This window comes from Vibrio sinaloensis (genome assembly GCF_000808535.1).
Lineage (GTDB): Bacteria > Pseudomonadota > Gammaproteobacteria > Enterobacterales > Vibrionaceae > Vibrio > Vibrio sinaloensis_D.
This window is the reverse complement of sequence record NZ_JWLV01000034.1, coordinates 45,044-61,820: the sequence shown is the minus strand read 5'-3', so window position 1 is coordinate 61,820 and position 16,777 is coordinate 45,044. Positions and strand designations below refer to the sequence as shown.

The window sequence follows — 16,777 nt, the reverse complement described above, 5'->3', positions numbered from 1 at the left end:
CAGATCTTTGAACGAATTAACTCATCATAATAACAAGGAATTGAAACATGAAACGTACGCTACTGGTTACGGCATTACTCACAAGCGCGCTGATGGGCTGTGCATCTACATCTGATGATGCAAGTTCACAAGCGACGTTGGCAACGGGCCCTTTTGCTGATTGTAACTTGGCCAGCGTTGAAGAACGCGGTCCAATTCGACCTTCACTGTTTGTGGTTGGCACTTTCCCAGATGGCCAATGGCTACACACGGAAAACCGCCAAATGTCTTACAAAGGCAATGGCATTTATCAGGTTGTGAGCGTTGAAAAAGCGGGCAATGTTAGCCTACAGTTTGCAACCATGAGCTGGACACCACAATTTACCGCTGCCGGAATGGAAATGCAGGTTGGGTATGAGAAAGTGCTTAAGCGCGGTGGGTTTGCCAAGAACACGGTCGTTAAGCTGCCAGAAGACGGTAACTACTTATGGTCGATTGAAATCGGCGAAGATAAAAAACCAGTCCGTGCACTAGTGAAACCTTGTCAGTGATTGAAATAGCACTTCGTTGTTTTGGAGTGCTGTTTGATTAGCCGAGCGATGTTAGTTCGGTTAACCAAACAGTTTTAACCAGTTGAAAGTCCATATTCGGAGTATGAGATGGCAACAGTAAGCCTACGTAAAGTAGAAAAAGAATATGACAATGGCTTTAAAGCCGTACACGGCGTCGATCTCGACATTCACGAAGGCGAATTTATGGTCTTTGTCGGGCCTTCAGGCTGCGCCAAGTCAACCACATTGCGAATGATTGCAGGCTTAGAGGCGATCACGGGGGGAGAAATCAAAATTGGCGGCCGAGTTGTCAATGATCTGCCACCAAAAGATCGCGGTATCGCCATGGTGTTCCAAAACTACGCGCTTTACCCGCACAAGACGGTGTTTGATAACATGGCGTTTGGTCTAAAGATGCAAAAGCGACCAAAAGAAGAAATCAAACAACGCGTAGAGGAAGCGGCTGAAAAGCTAGAAATTACCGATCTTCTATATCGTAAGCCAAAAGAGATGTCTGGTGGACAAAGGCAGCGTGTCGCCGTAGGGCGCGCAATCGTACGTAAGCCAGATGTGTTTCTGTTTGATGAGCCGTTGTCCAACCTAGACGCAAAACTGCGCGTTTCGATGCGAGTGAAGATCGCTCAGTTGCATCAATCGCTCAAGGAAGAGGGCAACCCTGCGACTATGATCTACGTAACACACGATCAAACAGAGGCACTGACGCTTGGTGACCGAATCTGCGTGTTAAACAAAGGTGAGATCATGCAGGTGGATACGCCAGCGAACTTATATAACTATCCAGCTAATAAGTTTGTGGCCGGGTTTATTGGCTCTCCTGCGATGAATTTGGTGAAAACCACACTACGCCAAATTGGTGACGATGTGTACGTGGAGCTTGCGCCAGAAGCCAGAATTATCATTCCTAAAGAGAAGCAGCAAAAGCTACTTAACCATATCGACAAGCCCGTTTGGCTAGGCATTCGCCCTGAGCATATTTCGTTAGCTCAAGATGATGAATCCATTAACGTCCATGCTGGCGAGCTAACGGTGGTTGAAAACTTAGGCAATGAACGATACCTCTACTTTAAACTGGGTGAGAATGAAATTGTCTCGCGCGTTAACAATCAAGAGATCACCACATCGGACATTGGCAAATATATTCGTTTCAACTTCGACTCAGGTTTCTGTCATATTTTTGATGGTGAAACAGAACAAAACCTAACCCTATAAGAGACAAGCCGCCTTAACCGAGGTGGCTTTTTTAATAATGAAAACAGTCATTTCGCTCTGCGGAAAGGACTCTTGCGCCCTGAATTCAGGGATAACAATAACGTGAAGTAGGAAAATAAAAATGAAACACAAGCTCGTGCTGCTGTCGACATTGCTTGCCTCACTGCCTGCCATGGCAGATTGGAACCAAGCGTATTTCCGTGGAACGGCCAATGATTGGCAAGCGGAAGCTATGGTGAAAGTTGGGGCCAACCACTGGCAGATTACTAAGAAATTTAACACTGGTGATGGTACCAACCCGCCAAGTTTTAAAGTGGATAGATTTGGCGATTGGTCGGAGAACTACCCACTCAGCAACTACGTGGTTGATCCGAACAAATCTTACGAAATCAACTTCTATGACGATACCAACACGGTCGTTGTGCATGAGAAATTAGGCTTCGATATGCGTGACGAAACCATGTACTTCGTCTTTTTGGACCGCTTTGCCGATGGTGACTCATCAAACAACACTGGCAACAACGCCAGCACTTACTCTGCTGATAAGTCAGACTTCAAAAAATACTTTGGTGGTGACATCAAAGGCTTGCTAGGCAAGTTAGATTACCTGAAAGAGATGGGCATTACTGCTATCTGGATTACGCCACCAGTCAATAACGTAGATCAGCTTAACAAAGATGGTTCTGCAGGCTACCACGGATACTGGGGAAGAGACTTTTTCCAAGTTGATGAACACTTAGGAACCATTGAAGAGTTTCGTGCGCTGAGTACCAAAATGGAAGAGTACGGCATGAAGCTAGTCTTAGACTACGCACCAAACCACTCAAATCCGAACGATGAAAATGAATATGGCGCGCTGTACAAAAATGGTGTTTTCCAAACCGACTTTAACAGCGATACAGAAAACTGGTATCACCACAATGGCGGCGTGACCAATTGGGACGACTACTATCAGGTACGAAACCACAATCTATTTAACCTTTCTGATTTCGACCAAAGCAATGAAAAGACTTATCAATATCTTGCAGAGGGCGCTAAGTTTTGGATTGATCTAGGTGTTGATGCGATTCGCATTGACGCGATTAAACACATGGATAAGTCATTTATTCAGCGTTGGACATCAGAGCTGTACAGCTACGCGAAATCTAAGGGCAAACCGGGTTTCTACTTCTTTGGTGAATGGATGGATGCGGGCGCTGGCGCGACGGGTATCAATGGCTTGTCTGTCGATTTTGCCAATACCTCAGGCTCGGCACTGCTTGATTTTGGTTTAAGAAACATCATCGAAGATGCGTTGATTGGCCATCATGGAACGGGCATGTACGCTATCAATAACTACATGAAGTTGCGTGACCAAGAGTTTACTTCAAGCGATTGGCAGGTGGTCTTTTTAGATAACCATGATGCACCGCGTCTATCGACAGTTCTTCGTTCAGATGCGACCAATTTTGGCCCAGGCAAAGATAAGTGGGGCGGTCGTCAGAGCATTTCATTTGCCCAAGATCGTTTAGAGCTCGGTTTGGCACTGATCATGACGTCTCGCGGTATTCCTTGTATCTATTACGGCACAGAGCACTACGCAGCGAACTTTACGACGAATGGCTTTGGTCAAGTCGGCAACGATCCGTATAACCGCGAGATGATGCCAAGTTTTGATACGACAACTCCCGCGTTCCAAATCATCAAAAAGCTCAGTAAGTTGCGTAAAGAGAGTTACGCAATCCAGCAGGGCAGTTACATCGAACGTTGGGTCAGCAATGACGTGTTAGTGTATGAACGTAACGCAGGGGATGACGTTGTTGTCGTGGCGATGAACATCGGTGGCAATACTTCGGTTAATGCTATCAACCTTGGTTTGGCGAACGGCACTTATGACAATGAGATTGGGGGCGACCAAGTTGTGGTAGCAAATGGGAGTGCAACCTTTAATCTTGATCAGAATGAAGTGATCGTGATTCGCAGCAAATAATCCGATCTTAATTACGAACTTAATAAAAATGGCCGACAATCGTCGGCCATTTTCTATTTTAAACGTTTTGCGCCTTTAACTCCGACTCGTTGGATTTGTCTCCAAGCAAACGGCTAGTGATGGTACCCGCTGTCATTGCACCCGATACGTTAAGTGCAGTGCGCGCCATATCGATCAATGGTTCAATTGAGATAAGCAGAGCCGCGATTGTCACTGGGAGCCCCATTGCTGGTAGAACAATCAGTGCCGCGAATGTTGCACCGCCACCTACACCGGCAATACCGAACGAGCTGATCACAATCATCGCAACAAGTGACAGAATGAAGTTAATTTCCATTGGGTTGATACCCACCGTTGGCGCAACCATCACCGCGAGCATTGCAGGGTAGATACCGGCACAGCCATTTTGACCAATGGTAGCGCCAAAAGATGCGGAAAGGTTAGCGATCGCTGGTGGGACATTGAGTTTGTTAATTTGCGCTTCCACATTGAGCGGAATGGTCGCAGCAGAACTGCGTGAGGTGAAAGCGAACGTCAGTACTGGCCAGATTTTCTGGAAGTACTCTTTTGGATTCACGCCAACGAATGAAACCAATAAACCATGAACAACAAACATAAGTGCGATAGCAACGTACGAAGCGACGATAAAGCCAAGCAAGTTTAGAATGTCTGATGCGCTAGAGGTTGCAACCACCTTCGCCATTAAGGCTGCGATTCCATAAGGCGTTAGCGCCATGATCATCTTGACCAAACGCATCACTATTGATTGAGCTGCTTCAACAAAAGTACGAATTGGTGACTCGAGTTCTTCTTTTTCCGCCATCACTTTGCGCGCAGCAATGCCCGTAAGCACACCAAATATCACCACAGCGATAATCGAAGTCGAGCGAGAGCCTGTCAGATCGGCAAATGGATTGGTTGGAATAAAGCTGACTAGCATTTGAGGAATGGTGAGATCGCTTACTCTATCCGCACGCGTTTCAAGCGCTGCGATACGTGCAGTTTCACGAGCACCTTCCGTCAATCCTTCAGCAGTCAGACCAAAGGCTTGAGTGACGATAATACCGATGATTGCCGAGATCGCTGTGGTGGCGAGTAGCACTGATATCGTCAACCCAGAGATTTTACCCAGAGAGCCGCCTTTTTCTAGCTTCACGACAGCAGCGATCATGGATACCAATACCAATGGCATAATGATCATCTTCAGCAGGCCAACGTAGCCCTTACCAACCACATTTACCCACTCTAGTGTTTGAGCGATAACTGGATTGCCTTCACCGAAAACCAGTTGAAGCGCCAAACCAAATGCACTGCCCGATATAAGTCCTAGCAGAACGAGTCGTGAGAGAGTGTGCTGATTACTTTGCTGCTTATAAAGAAACAGCAAAATACCCGCAAATATTGCCAATGAAGCAATAGAGGCAACTGACATAATCGAAATCCTTATATTTATAGATGACACATTTCAAGAGTGAATGTGTTACAGAATGTGGTTCGAAGGAACGATAATGATTCCAAAGCCTGCTTTAAAGTGACGATTGGGAATGGATTAGAACGAAAGGTTATTTACGTGAGAAGGTGCTACGAAAACAACCTTATTGAAGAAATTAAACTCAGATTATTGATACTTTTTCAGCAGCTTACGCATCAAAACACTATCAAGGAACTGAATTTTTTTATTTGAGTGAGCAAAAATACTGTACTGCATTGCTCGGGCGACGAGCCCCGCCTTAATCGGAATCAACTTAGCAAGCGGGCCAATCATTATCGGGCGCAAGATCGTGGCGACCGCTTGAACGATCCGCTCATCGGTTCGCGGCTGTTCACGCAGGCCAACCAACGGCCCTGGTCGGACAAACGTGACGTGTTCAAATTCGAGACGCTCGATGGCCATTTCCATTTTGCCCTTGCACCTTAAGTAGTGTGAAAACGAATGAATGGAAGCGCCGACACTTGAGACCACACAGAGTCGTTTAACGCCAATGACCTTCATTTGCTGAGCGACCTTGCACACCAATTCATAGTCGATCTTCTCTAACGCTTCGTTACTGCCTGCTTGCTTTTTGGTTGTGCCAAGGCAGATAAACCCGTAAAGCGGGACTGGCTTGGCATCATCCCAATCGTGGATGTCTAAGGTCTGATTTTTGATGACTTCAAGTTTTGAATGGAAAAATGGCAGGTCTTGTCGACTTAGGGCATAAATATGCTCGATTGGCTGCTCGTCTAACATCTGCTTGATGAGTTCGGTACCAATGAGCCCGGAGCTGCCGGCGATGATCACAATGGGTCGGTCTGTACTGTACAAGTGGAAGCACCAATTACGTTAAGTGATTGACGGGGTTTGAACGAGAGCATCGCTTAAATGCCATAAAAAGTCTGTGATCAACGCTTTACTTGTCAAATGGCTTGTTTTCATAAATGGCATCTCTAGTTGAATCGACTAACTTTATAAAAAGGTCATCAACGAAAGCATAAGGCGCTGAGTTATGAAAATTAAACAAAAATTACTACTAGGGCTTGTTGCTGCAACTTTGCTGCCAGTGGCGATCATTTCATATGTCGTCATATCAAGCTCCAGAAGTGAGGCGGTAACCGACTTTATCGAACGAAGTCGCGGAGAAATCAGTCAGGTTGACAACGCGATTCGAATCTATTTTGACGCCATAGAAGATAATGTTCGCATGTTGTCCGAACACCCTGCTATCAAAGCAGCCAATGAGTCCATAACCACATACACCGATAAGCCTTCAGTACAGATGACGCCAGACCAAAATAGTCCGGTTGAGCAGCAGATCTATCAATTGCTGGCTCAATTGGGTAACTCGCATTCTGGGTACTCCTACGTCTACATGGGAACTCAAAAGGGTGGATACATTCAATGGCCTAAGGGGAAAACCACGGCAGGTTACGATCCAAGAAGTCGTCCATGGTTTACAACTGCCCAGTCTTCCCCCGGTAGTGTGGGTAGAACCTCCGCTTACTATTGGGCAGCAGACGATGCCACCATCGTTGGCACGGTAAAGTCGTTCACCGCCAATGACACTTCGGCGTCTGGGGTGGTGGCGATTGACGTGTCACTCAAGAATCTGACTGATATTGTGAAACAGATAAAACTGGGTGAGACCGGGTATTTAATGATGATTGAGGACTCAGGCAATGTGTTGGTTGATGCCAACAATCCAGACAACAATTTCAAAGACGTGAACTCTCTTGGTCAGGCATATCAGCAGATAGGTCAGACTCGCGAAGGGGTGTTAGATGTCACCCTAAACGGCGAACACTACATGGCGAATGTGTATCACTCAGAGAAACTGGGGTGGAAGTTTGTGGGTTTGATTACCTATGACGAGGTGATGGAAGATAGCCAGAGTCTTCTAAGTTACATTTCAGTTATCGTCATTGTTTTGGTGGTGATATTCATTGCGGGAGCCATTTTCCTTGCGAACTTGATCGCTAAGCCTCTTACGCTTGTTTCTACAGGCTTAAAGGAAATCTCTGAAGGGGAGGGGGATCTGACCAAAGAGCTGCAAGTTCGATCTAGTGATGAAACGGGCGAGCTAGCGGGTTACTTTAATGCGTTCCTTAAAGCGATCAGACAGCTGATCCAACAGATATCACAAGCGGGTCATGCGATGGGTGAATCAGCTTCCCGTGCTTTGACCGTATCTGAAGATCTCGCGCAGGTTTCCGAACGTCAAAACCAAGCGGTAGAAATGGTGTCGACCGCGTTTAACGAAATGGTTGCCACGGCTAACGAAGTCGCGACATTGTGTACTACCGCTGCCCAAGCCGCAGACAGCAGCCAAGCTCTTGTTACTCAGGGACAAAAGGACATTAACCAAGCGGTCGCAAGCGTGAATGAGTTAGCACAACTTATCTCCGCATCTTCTGAAACCATTTCAGAGTTAGAGCAAGACAGCCAAGGCATCACCGCGATTTTGGATACGATTCGAGGTATTGCAGAACAAACTAACTTGCTGGCTTTAAACGCAGCCATTGAAGCGGCAAGGGCGGGCGATCAAGGGCGCGGTTTTGCGGTTGTGGCTGATGAAGTGAGAGCGCTTGCTAAGCGTACCCAAGACTCCACCGAAGAGATCAACGAGTTGGTCATGCGTTTGCAAAACCGAACCAAAGAGGTCACACAGCAGATGTCTGTCAGCTTAAATGCCTCTCACGAAACGGTTGAAATGACCGAGTCGGTCAACACCAGCTTCAGTGGCATTTCCGAGTCAGTCTCTTCGATTCACGATATGAACACTCAGATCGCGACCGCAGCGGAAGAGCAGCATTTAGTGGCGGAAGAGATCAATCGCAACATTCAGCAAGTGCACGAGGACACACAAAAAGTCGATGATGTAGCGGGTCGAGCTCAGTTGAACTCACAGTCGATGCAGCAATCGGCAGATGAGCTTAACGCCTTAGTTACCAAGTTTAAAACCGACTAATTCCCCCCAAACAAAGACCTCGCCTGTTAGCGAGGTCTTTTTCTATGAGAGAAAGTGATTAAACGTTAAGTGAGAGACAATGGCACGCGCTTTTGAGTTTTTTGGCCATTCTTAACTGGTTTTTGTTTTTTGGAACGTTGATTGGCAAACATAACTACCTCCTTTGCTATCAACTTGAGCGCACATTACGCGTCAACATTTCTCCCTTGCACTTTTGGTGCCATGGGGTGTTAGGCTCTGTATTAAGTAAGGTTTATGAGCCACAGGAGAACGTCAATACTTATAAGGATAGTATCAATTTAGGATTTCTTTCATATTGATTATCAAAATGAAACGTCTTACTAACAAACGTACGGGTTTCATGTTTAGGAAAAGTAAAAGTGGATGTCTAGGCTAAGATTTCGCGATACACTCATCTCCAATCAAGGACTTAGCCACTAAGGAAAGACAATGAATCTCGAGATGAGTACCCAACACTCAGAGGCAATCTGGCATCGCATCAATAACAAAACCAAACCTTTGGGCTCGCTAGGTCAGCTTGAAGCGTTAGCGCACCAACTTGCTCTTATCCAAAGCCAATCAAAACCAGAAGCGGTCGAACGGATTGATATCAAAACGCCGACCGCGGTGGTCTTCGCTGGCGATCACGGCATCGCGGAAGAGGGCGTCAGTATTGCCCCAAGCGCGGTGACCCAGCAAATGGTATTGAACTTTCTAGCGGGTGGTGCCGCGATCAACTGTTTCTGCCGAGCGAATGACATTGCACTCAAAGTGGTCGATTGTGGGATCTTGTGTCCAGTCGATCAGCAACACGAAGATTTTATTATTCAGCGATTGGGCGAACGCACCAACAACCTTGCCAACGAAGCCGCGATGAGCATGGCGCAAGTCAATGAAGGAATAGCATTAGGGCGCCGAGTCGTTCAGAAACTGACAGAGCAGGGCAGCAATTTGCTCATGTTTGGTGAAATGGGCATAGGGAACACCTCAAGTGCAGCTGCGATACTGGCGGCGATTTCTCAGCGTCCTGTTGAAACGTGTGTTGGTTTGGGCACGGGAATTAGCCAAGAGCAGCTAGAGAAGAAAATCACCCTCATTGCAAAAGGCGTTGAGCGCTGTGTTGGCCAAGATGTTCATACCATTCTTTCCCATGTAGGCGGTTTCGAAATTGTGCAAATGGTCGGCGCGTTTCTTGAGTGTGCTGAGACAAAAACGCCCGTGCTTGTCGATGGTTTTATTGCCACAGCCGCTGCGTATGCCGCGTACCAAATCAATCCAGATTGTCGAGCATTGATGATCTTCGCGCATAAATCTCATGAAGCAGGGCATCAATACCTGCTGCAAGAGCTTGAAGCAACGCCTCTTTTGGATTTGTCATTGCGCCTTGGTGAAGGAACAGGCGCAGCGTTGGCTGTCCCTTTGATTCGAGCTGCGGCCGAGTTTTACAACAACATGGCGAGCTTTGAAGAAGCAGGAGTGAAGGTTGAATGACCGCCAAAGCTAGATACCAAGCTGAGCTCTTTTTGTTAGCGCTGGGCTTTTTCTCCCGTCTCCCAATCCCGAAAGAGACGCCATACAGCGAAGAGCGGATGAATCAAGCTGGGCGCTACTTTGCGTTGGTTGGGTTGTTAATTGGCGTGCTGTGTGCGGGCGTTTATACACTCTCGCATCTTCTTTTTAGTGCCGAGGTGTCGCTTTTTCTGACCATGGTTTTTAGTTTGTTGCTCACAGGGGCTTTCCATGAAGATGGATTGACCGACATGGCGGATGGTATTGGTGGTGGGATGACGCAGCAAAAACGTCTGACCATCATGAAAGACAGCCGTATCGGCACCTACGGAGCAACAGCTCTAATTATGGCACTGCTAGGCAAGTACCTGTTCTTGTCTGAGTTGGCTCAACATGCGGTCCTAATTCCAACCTTGATCGCAGGCTACGTGGTGAGCCGCGCGGTCGCTGCGTCACTGATCTACGACATGCCCTATGTTACGGACTCCGACACAAGTAAGAGCAAGCCGTTGGCAAACAAGCAAAGTAAGGTTGAACTGAGCATCTTGATAGTGTCTGGGCTTATCCCAGCGCTATGGTTAGGCGTTCCCTTGATGCTCGCTGTGTTGTTGGTGTTATTGCTGTTTCGTTGGCTGTTTAAGCGTTGGTTGATAAAACGCATTGGTGGTTTTACTGGTGACTGTTTAGGTGCTGCTCAGCAAATCAGTGAATTGCTTGCTTATTTGGTCGTACTTAGTTGGTTGGGAGCTCATTGATATGGCTGTGCACTTAATTCTGGGAGGCGCTCGCTCGGGTAAATCGAGCTATGCTGAGACGCTTATTCTCAACGAACAAGGCAACCGACAGCGGCATTATGTCGCAACGGCGCAGGTCTTTGATGAAGAAATGAGTCGCCGAGTCGCTCATCATCGGCAGCGGCGCGGAAATAACTGGCAAGAACACGAATCTCCCTACGACCTGCCTTCTTTGTTGGCGCGTTTTACCCATAACGATATTGTGTTGGTGGATTGTTTGACCTTGTGGATGAACAACGTCATATACAACCACGGAGAGACGGCAAGTGAAGCGCAAATTCGATCGCAAGTTTCACAGTTGGTCGATGCGTTGAACAAATCCAAAGCGACTTTTGTGATAGTGTCCAACGAAGTCGGTTTAGGCGTTATCCCAATGGGCGAAGTCACTCGGCTGTTTGTCGATCACGCAGGGTGGATGAACCAAGCGGTGGCAAAAATCGCAGAGAACGTTACTTTTATCGCGGCAGGTTTACCTATGCAACTGAAGGGCGCTCATGGATAAGGTTGTTAATATTTATCTGCTGCGCCATGGAAAGACCGTCGGAGCGCCTGCCTTGTATGGTCATACCGATGTGGCGGTAGACGATCAAACGCAGCAACAGATATACGAGCGTATCAAGGCAAGCGCAATGAACATTGAACGGGTGATTTCGTCACCATTAAAGCGCTGCGCACAATTAGCGCAGTTCTTTGACGCGTCACCAGCCAATATTGACGTTGCCATATGGCCTGCGCTAAAAGAAATGCACTTTGGCGAGCTAGATGGGGTACCATTTGACGCTGCTAAGTCTTTTTGGCCAGAGCTCGAGCAATTTTGGCACTCTCCCGCAGAGAATACGCTTCCTGGGGCTGAGAACCTAAGCGACTTTTATACAAGAATAACCAAGAGCTGGGAGCAGCTTGTAACAGATGTCGAACAAGACACATTAGTCATTTGTCATGGTGGAACTATCAGGATGATTCTCGCGTCGCTACTGCCATTTGATTGGCAAGACAGCCGCTTGTATTCAACGTTACACATAGGGCACCAGACAATCAGTCACATTCAGATCATTAAAGCCGATGCGATTTATGAGCGCGTGTGCTCTATTGGCGCACCCATCGAATCATCGCTAGGGCAAGGAATATAACAATGACGACACCAAATTGGGATTTGTCGATCGCTTATCAAGGATTAAGCGACAGCAAAATCACTCAAGATATTGAACTAATCCAACAATGCATCCAAACGTTAATTATTCACGCAGACTCAAGGACCTCTGTGTCTGTCGTGCAAAACGCGATTCAAACCAGCGAAGCGGCAGGTAAGCTCCTCGCCACGATCAACACCTTCGCTAACTGTCACGCATCAACAGACGCGACCAACAGTGAGGCAAAAGCGCTGATTGGCCGAGTTGCCAAACTGAGCTCAGAGTTGAGCCAAGCGTTTACGCCGTTCCAAGATATTTTGGTAACGTCACCGGATAGTTTTGTCGAACAGGTACTTAGCCATGAGAGCACAGACGTTTCAGGACAAAGCTTCCAAATAGAGTCGATGCGAAAATTGGCTGATACCAAGCTAAGTATTGCTGAAGAGCAATTGCTGTCGGCGATGGAAGTAGACGGCAAAGATGCGTGGGGCCGCCTTTACGATAACATCACCGGTTCACTGCAAGTCACCTTGGAAGATGGCATCAAAACTCAAGTGGGCTTTTCCCACGCAGCGAGCACCTTGTATGGCACCGAGTTTAATGCTCAGGAGCCAGCGTGGCGCGGTATCCAAAATGCGATGCGACAAAACCAAGAGTCGTTCGCTGCGATCTTAAATGCCTTGGCGGGATGGCGCTTAACCGAATACCAAAAACGCTCTAAAGTTCGCGATGTTCATTTTCTGGAGCCAAGCCTGCACGATAGCCGTATCCAAGCCGAAACCTTGGATGCCATGATGAGCACTGCCAAGGCCAATCGTCATGTTGGGCAGAAGGCGGGTAAGCTAATGGCTCGCGTTCATGGTTTAGCGCAGATGACACCTTGGAATCACTTAGCAGGAATGCCAAGCCTCACTGACGCAGAACCTAAAACTTACCCCTTCGACGAAGCAATAGAAATCATTCGTTCGGCTTTTGCCACCGTGGACAATGAGATGGCTGAGTTTGTGACGATAATGGTTAAAAATGGTTGGATTGACGCCGCGCCGAGTGAGAACCGACGTTTAGGCGCCTACTGTACTAAATTTGCTGCGACACGTACGCCGTTGGTATTTATGACTTGGGGTGGCAGTCGCTCTGACTTGCTGACACTTGCCCATGAGATTGGTCATGCGTTCCACAACTGGGTGATGCGTGATATGCCATTGTGTCAAACCCGTTATCCAATGACGTTGGCGGAAACCGCCTCGATATTTGCCGAAAATATCGTACGTGATTATCTGCTTGAACAAGTTGAAAGTCGCGAAGAAAAGCTCGAAATGCTGTGGGAAGAGCTGTCTAGCTGCTATGCCTTGATGGTCAATATCCCAGTTCGCTACGAGTTCGAAAAACAGTTTTACGAGCAGCGTCAGGGCGGCGAGCTCGATGCGTCTCAGCTTTGTGATTTGATGGGCGAAACGTGGCAGGAGTGGTACGGGGATTCTATGTCTGAACCAGACCGCTATTTTTGGGCGAGCAAACTGCACTTCTCAATTTCTCAAGTGAGTTTCTATAACTACCCGTATTTGTTTGGTTACCTATTTAGTATCGGCGTGTATGCGCAAAGAGAAAGCAAAGGTGAACAATTCTACCAAGATTACGTCAGCTTGCTGCGAGATACGGGTTCAATGATGGCTGAAGACGTGGTTTACAAGCATCTCGGCATGGATCTGACGACAGCTGATTTTTGGCAGCAAAGTATTGATAGAGTTGAAACTAAAATAGATGAGTTCGAATCGTTGCTAGATCAAAAATAGCCGATTCTTGTTTATGATATGATCATCAAGCCGAGCGAGCGCTCGGCTGTTTTGCATTGCGAGTGCTTTCCGTTTACACCCCTGTGTAGCAATTTGACAATTTACGATGCGGCACACGATTTGTGTCGATAAGTGGGATCGCTCCTACATAATTTGTCAGAACAATTCATTAACATACTCGCTGTGCAATAAAGGAGTAGCGCATGACGAAAAACCTCTTTCGCCAATCTTTTCTTTTTGACAGCTTAGACTTAGAACAAGAAATGCCAGCTGGAGAGATCACAGTAGCTGGTGGAGCGGTCTTTAAATTACACCAACGTGGTGTACTTGAAGTCATTCCTGCAACCGTCACGCAGGAAACAAAACATATAATCTTCTCTTGTGGAATCCATGGTGACGAAACCGCGCCCATGGAGATCGTTGATAAAATTGTGACCGATATTCAGTCGGGATTTCAGCCTGTTACTGAACGTTTGTTATTTATTATCGCTCATCCGGCAGCGACCAACGCTCATACCCGCTTTTTAGATGTGAACTTAAATCGTCTATTTGACGAGAAAGAGTATGAGCCATCTATTGAGCTGGATATCGCAAGCAACCTAAAACGTGTCGTCACGGACTTTTATCAAGACACGGTTCAAGAGCAGCGTTGGCATCTGGATCTTCACTGTGCGATTCGTTTATCCAAACACTATTCATTTGTCGTTAGCCCGAAAACACGCCATGCAGTGCGCAGTAAGGCATTAATGGATTTTGTCTCGAGTGCTCATTTGGAAGCGGTGATGTTCTCCAATGCGCCATCGAGTACATTTAGCTGGTTCAGTGCCGAGAATTTTGGCGCTCAAGCACTCACGATTGAATTGGGGCGAGTGGCGCGCATCGGTGAAAATGAGCTCGACAAACTGGTCGCTTTTGATTTAGCAATGCGTGATTTGCTGAGCGCGTCTAAACCAGAGCACCTACCGCGTCCGCCTGTAATGTACCGAGTGAGCCGAACCATTGTTCGCTTGCATGATGATTTCGACTTTATGTTTGATGACAATGTGGAAAACTTTACGGCATTCAAACATGGCGAAGTGTTCGGTCATGATGGCGATAAGCCGCTGATGGCGAAAAATGAAGGCGAAGCGATTGTATTCCCAAATCGTCATGTCGCCATTGGGCAACGAGCTGCGCTTATGGTTTGTCCGGTCAAGACAAGGTACGAAGAAGGGCAGGTTGTTTACGATTAACACGCTCGATGAGTAAACTTCGTCTTCAGACTTCCTATTTCAATGGCTTAACGGTATCGTTAAGCCATTATTTTTACCCACAGGGAATCGGCCTCACCAGCGTTTAATCATCCATGGAATTTAGTCAATTACTCTTTCGTAAGCAAAGGCGCTGGAATCTGTTTGCTTTCTTCATGACCACGTTACTCCTTGTCTTAAGTAGTATTTATCTTGCGGTCGGTGAGCTTACGATCTCCCCATTCTCCGAAATTACCCCTTTGATGGAGCAGTTGGTCATGCAACTGCGATTTCCACGTCTGCTAACTGCGATAGTCATTGGTGCGTCGCTCGCCTTGTCTGGCGCTGTACTTCAGGTGCTCCTTGGAAATGTATTGGCAGAGCCTGGTGTTATTGGCATCTCAGGCGGCGCAAGTGTGATGATGGTGTTGGTGCTGTTCTTTTTGCCCGCAATGGCGACGCCAATTGGTTATATGTCTGCGGCCGTGTGTGGCGCCTTGCTGTTTACTGCACTACTTGTTGCTTTTGCGCGAATGGCTAGGCTTACCACAACGCGCTTGCTGCTCGTTGGTGTTGCATTAGGTATCTTGAGCGGCGCAGTGGTGACATGGGCATTTTATTTCAGTGATGACTTGAGCCTGCGTCAACTGATGTACTGGTTGATGGGCAGCATTGGGGGCGCAAGTTGGGGACATCATATTCTCAGCTTAGTTTTACTGCCTGTGATGATTTGGCTCTGTTTTAAAGGGCAATTGCTCGACAAGCTCATGATGGGCGAGCTTCATGCCAAGCAGTTGGGCATTGATGTGGACGCGGTGCGTTGGAAGCTCATTTTGGCGGTGTCAATCTTAGTGGGTGGCGCGGTTGCATTGGGCGGCATTATTGGTTTTGTAGGTTTAGTGGTGCCTCATCTACTTAGGCTCTCTTTGGGCAGTGAAAATCGCTATCTGCTGCCGATGTCTGCCCTAAGCGGGGCGACCTTGTTGGTGCTCGCGGACATTGTCGCAAGGACGGCCCTTGATTCGGCAGAGTTACCATTGGGAGTGGTGACCACAACGATCGGCGCGCCTGTGTTTATTTGGATGTTGGTGAAAAATCATGATTCGCGTTAGCCATTTATCCGTCGGTAAGCGTTTGCTGCCGTTCTCTTTGCAGGTCGAATCCGGTGAGGTTCTACACGTTGTCGGACCAAATGGCAGCGGGAAAAGTACGTTTCTCAATGCGTTAGCAGGAATGATTGATCATCAGGGCGACGTTTTTTTTGACCAGACTGAGATTCGCCACTGCTCCTTTGAACGTTTAGCCAATTATCGCGCCTTACTGTCACAATCGGATCGACCCGCCTTCAATTTGGTTGTGGCTCATTATCTTGCGCTGTCTATCCCTAGTGCCAAAACCCACCCGACAACGCTCATTGATGCAACAGTCAATGAACTGGCCGACATTTTACAGCTTACCGACAAGCTTCATCGTCCTATTCATCACCTTTCCGGCGGGGAGTGGCAACGCGTTCGCCTGTGTGCCATTTGCTTGCAAATCTGGCCAACATTAAACCCGACTGCGAAGCTGCTCATTTTGGATGAACCCGCTGCGCCTTTGGATATTGGTCAAGAGAGCATGTTGTATCGCCTAATCCGCAGAGTGGCTTCTATGGGGTTGTCGGTCGTCATGTCTAACCACGACCTGAATCGGACTTTGAACTACGCTGATCGCGTGGTGCTGTTTGATAGGGGTGTGATGCAGCAGTTTGGATCGCCACAAGAGGTGCTGACCGAAGAGCAACTGGCAAACGTATTCAACACTCAAGTGACAAAGGCGGTTGTCAATCAAAAGCCAGTGTTGCTGTTTGATTAGTTGGACAAGCGCTAACTCAGCAAGTTTGCCCAGCCAGATGAACCATATTTGGGTGCAGTCTGCACCACGACAGCGCAGGGTATTCATTAGCTTAGGCTGAGTTTTGACTTCTGCTTATTTAAAATCAATAAGTTACGTCGAGTTGAAAAACTGGCATGCCAATCGCAATAGAGAGAGTGATACATTCTCGTTCTTGTTTGACTCTACTGGGATGTGAAAGGGTGGGAACGTTTTTCTCGTCTTAGATGAAATGGAGTCGTAATTTTCGATATGGCAGCTTCCGCCACCTAGGTT

The 16,777-nt window shown here is 47.4% G+C and carries 14 protein-coding genes; 12 read left to right on the top strand and 2 right to left on the bottom strand.

Features of this window, described 5'->3' with window-relative positions:
• The first annotated feature begins 47 nt into the window (after positions 1 to 47).
• From RJ47_RS14910 to RJ47_RS14900, 3 genes are all read left to right on the top strand, one after another.
• Positions 48 to 530: a glycosidase gene (locus tag RJ47_RS14910; RefSeq protein ID WP_038138270.1), complete on the top strand. Its 483-nt coding sequence runs from the start codon at positions 48 to 50 to the stop codon at positions 528 to 530.
• Between the two features lie 108 nt (positions 531 to 638).
• A complete protein-coding gene (locus tag RJ47_RS14905) occupies positions 639 to 1,760 on the top strand; it encodes an ABC transporter ATP-binding protein (RefSeq protein ID WP_039484809.1) in 1,122 nt (373 codons plus the stop codon).
• A gap of 121 nt (positions 1,761 to 1,881) precedes the next feature.
• Complete coding sequence (locus RJ47_RS14900; RefSeq protein WP_039484808.1) at positions 1,882 to 3,729, top strand: alpha-amylase family glycosyl hydrolase; 1,848 nt, start codon at positions 1,882 to 1,884, stop codon at positions 3,727 to 3,729.
• A gap of 58 nt (positions 3,730 to 3,787) precedes the next feature.
• On the opposite strand, the gene RJ47_RS14895 is transcribed toward RJ47_RS14900, so the two are convergent.
• Both RJ47_RS14895 and RJ47_RS14890 read right to left on the bottom strand, forming a co-directional pair.
• Entirely contained in the window at positions 3,788 to 5,161 is a 1,374-nt protein-coding gene (locus RJ47_RS14895) for an L-cystine transporter (RefSeq protein WP_039484805.1), read from the bottom strand.
• 186 nt (positions 5,162 to 5,347) lie between these two features.
• Positions 5,348 to 6,034, bottom strand: coding sequence for an NAD(P)H-binding protein (locus RJ47_RS14890; RefSeq protein ID WP_039484804.1), 687 nt, complete (start codon positions 6,032 to 6,034; stop codon positions 5,348 to 5,350).
• 181 nt (positions 6,035 to 6,215) lie between these two features.
• On the opposite strand from RJ47_RS14890, the gene RJ47_RS14885 reads away from it, so the two are divergent.
• The 9 genes from RJ47_RS14885 (at position 6,216) to btuD (ending at position 16,483) form a co-directional block, all read left to right on the top strand.
• Positions 6,216 to 8,174, top strand: a complete 1,959-nt coding sequence (locus RJ47_RS14885) for a methyl-accepting chemotaxis protein (protein ID WP_039484800.1) — start codon at positions 6,216 to 6,218, stop codon at positions 8,172 to 8,174.
• A gap of 450 nt (positions 8,175 to 8,624) precedes the next feature.
• Positions 8,625 to 9,665, top strand: a complete 1,041-nt coding sequence (gene cobT / locus RJ47_RS14880; RefSeq protein WP_197058142.1) for a nicotinate-nucleotide--dimethylbenzimidazole phosphoribosyltransferase — start codon at positions 8,625 to 8,627, stop codon at positions 9,663 to 9,665.
• On the top strand, positions 9,662 to 10,438 hold the full coding sequence (locus tag RJ47_RS14875; RefSeq protein ID WP_039484797.1) for an adenosylcobinamide-GDP ribazoletransferase: 777 nt from the start codon (positions 9,662 to 9,664) through the stop codon (positions 10,436 to 10,438). The genes cobT and RJ47_RS14875 overlap by 4 nt, the downstream gene beginning before the upstream one ends.
• Before the next feature lies 1 nt (position 10,439).
• Positions 10,440 to 10,979: a bifunctional adenosylcobinamide kinase/adenosylcobinamide-phosphate guanylyltransferase gene (gene cobU / locus RJ47_RS14870; RefSeq protein ID WP_039484795.1), complete on the top strand. Its 540-nt coding sequence runs from the start codon at positions 10,440 to 10,442 to the stop codon at positions 10,977 to 10,979.
• Positions 10,972 to 11,607 carry a histidine phosphatase family protein gene (locus tag RJ47_RS14865; protein WP_039484792.1) on the top strand — a complete coding sequence of 212 codons (636 nt, stop codon included), beginning with the start codon at positions 10,972 to 10,974 and terminating at the stop codon, positions 11,605 to 11,607. Before cobU ends, RJ47_RS14865 begins: the two co-directional genes overlap by 8 nt.
• A 2-nt stretch (positions 11,608 to 11,609) precedes the next feature.
• Complete coding sequence (locus RJ47_RS14860) at positions 11,610 to 13,400, top strand: M3 family oligoendopeptidase (protein ID WP_039484790.1); 1,791 nt, start codon at positions 11,610 to 11,612, stop codon at positions 13,398 to 13,400.
• Positions 13,401 to 13,603: 203 nt separating this feature from the next.
• Positions 13,604 to 14,632, top strand: coding sequence for a succinylglutamate desuccinylase (locus RJ47_RS14855; protein WP_039484788.1), 1,029 nt, complete (start codon positions 13,604 to 13,606; stop codon positions 14,630 to 14,632).
• Positions 14,633 to 14,745: 113 nt separating this feature from the next.
• Positions 14,746 to 15,741, top strand: coding sequence for a vitamin B12 ABC transporter permease BtuC (btuC, locus tag RJ47_RS14850; RefSeq protein ID WP_039484785.1), 996 nt, complete (start codon positions 14,746 to 14,748; stop codon positions 15,739 to 15,741).
• Entirely contained in the window at positions 15,728 to 16,483 is a 756-nt protein-coding gene (btuD, locus tag RJ47_RS14845; RefSeq protein WP_039484784.1) for a vitamin B12 ABC transporter ATP-binding protein BtuD, read from the top strand. The genes btuC and btuD overlap by 14 nt, the downstream gene beginning before the upstream one ends.
• Positions 16,484 to 16,777: the final 294 nt, after the last annotated feature.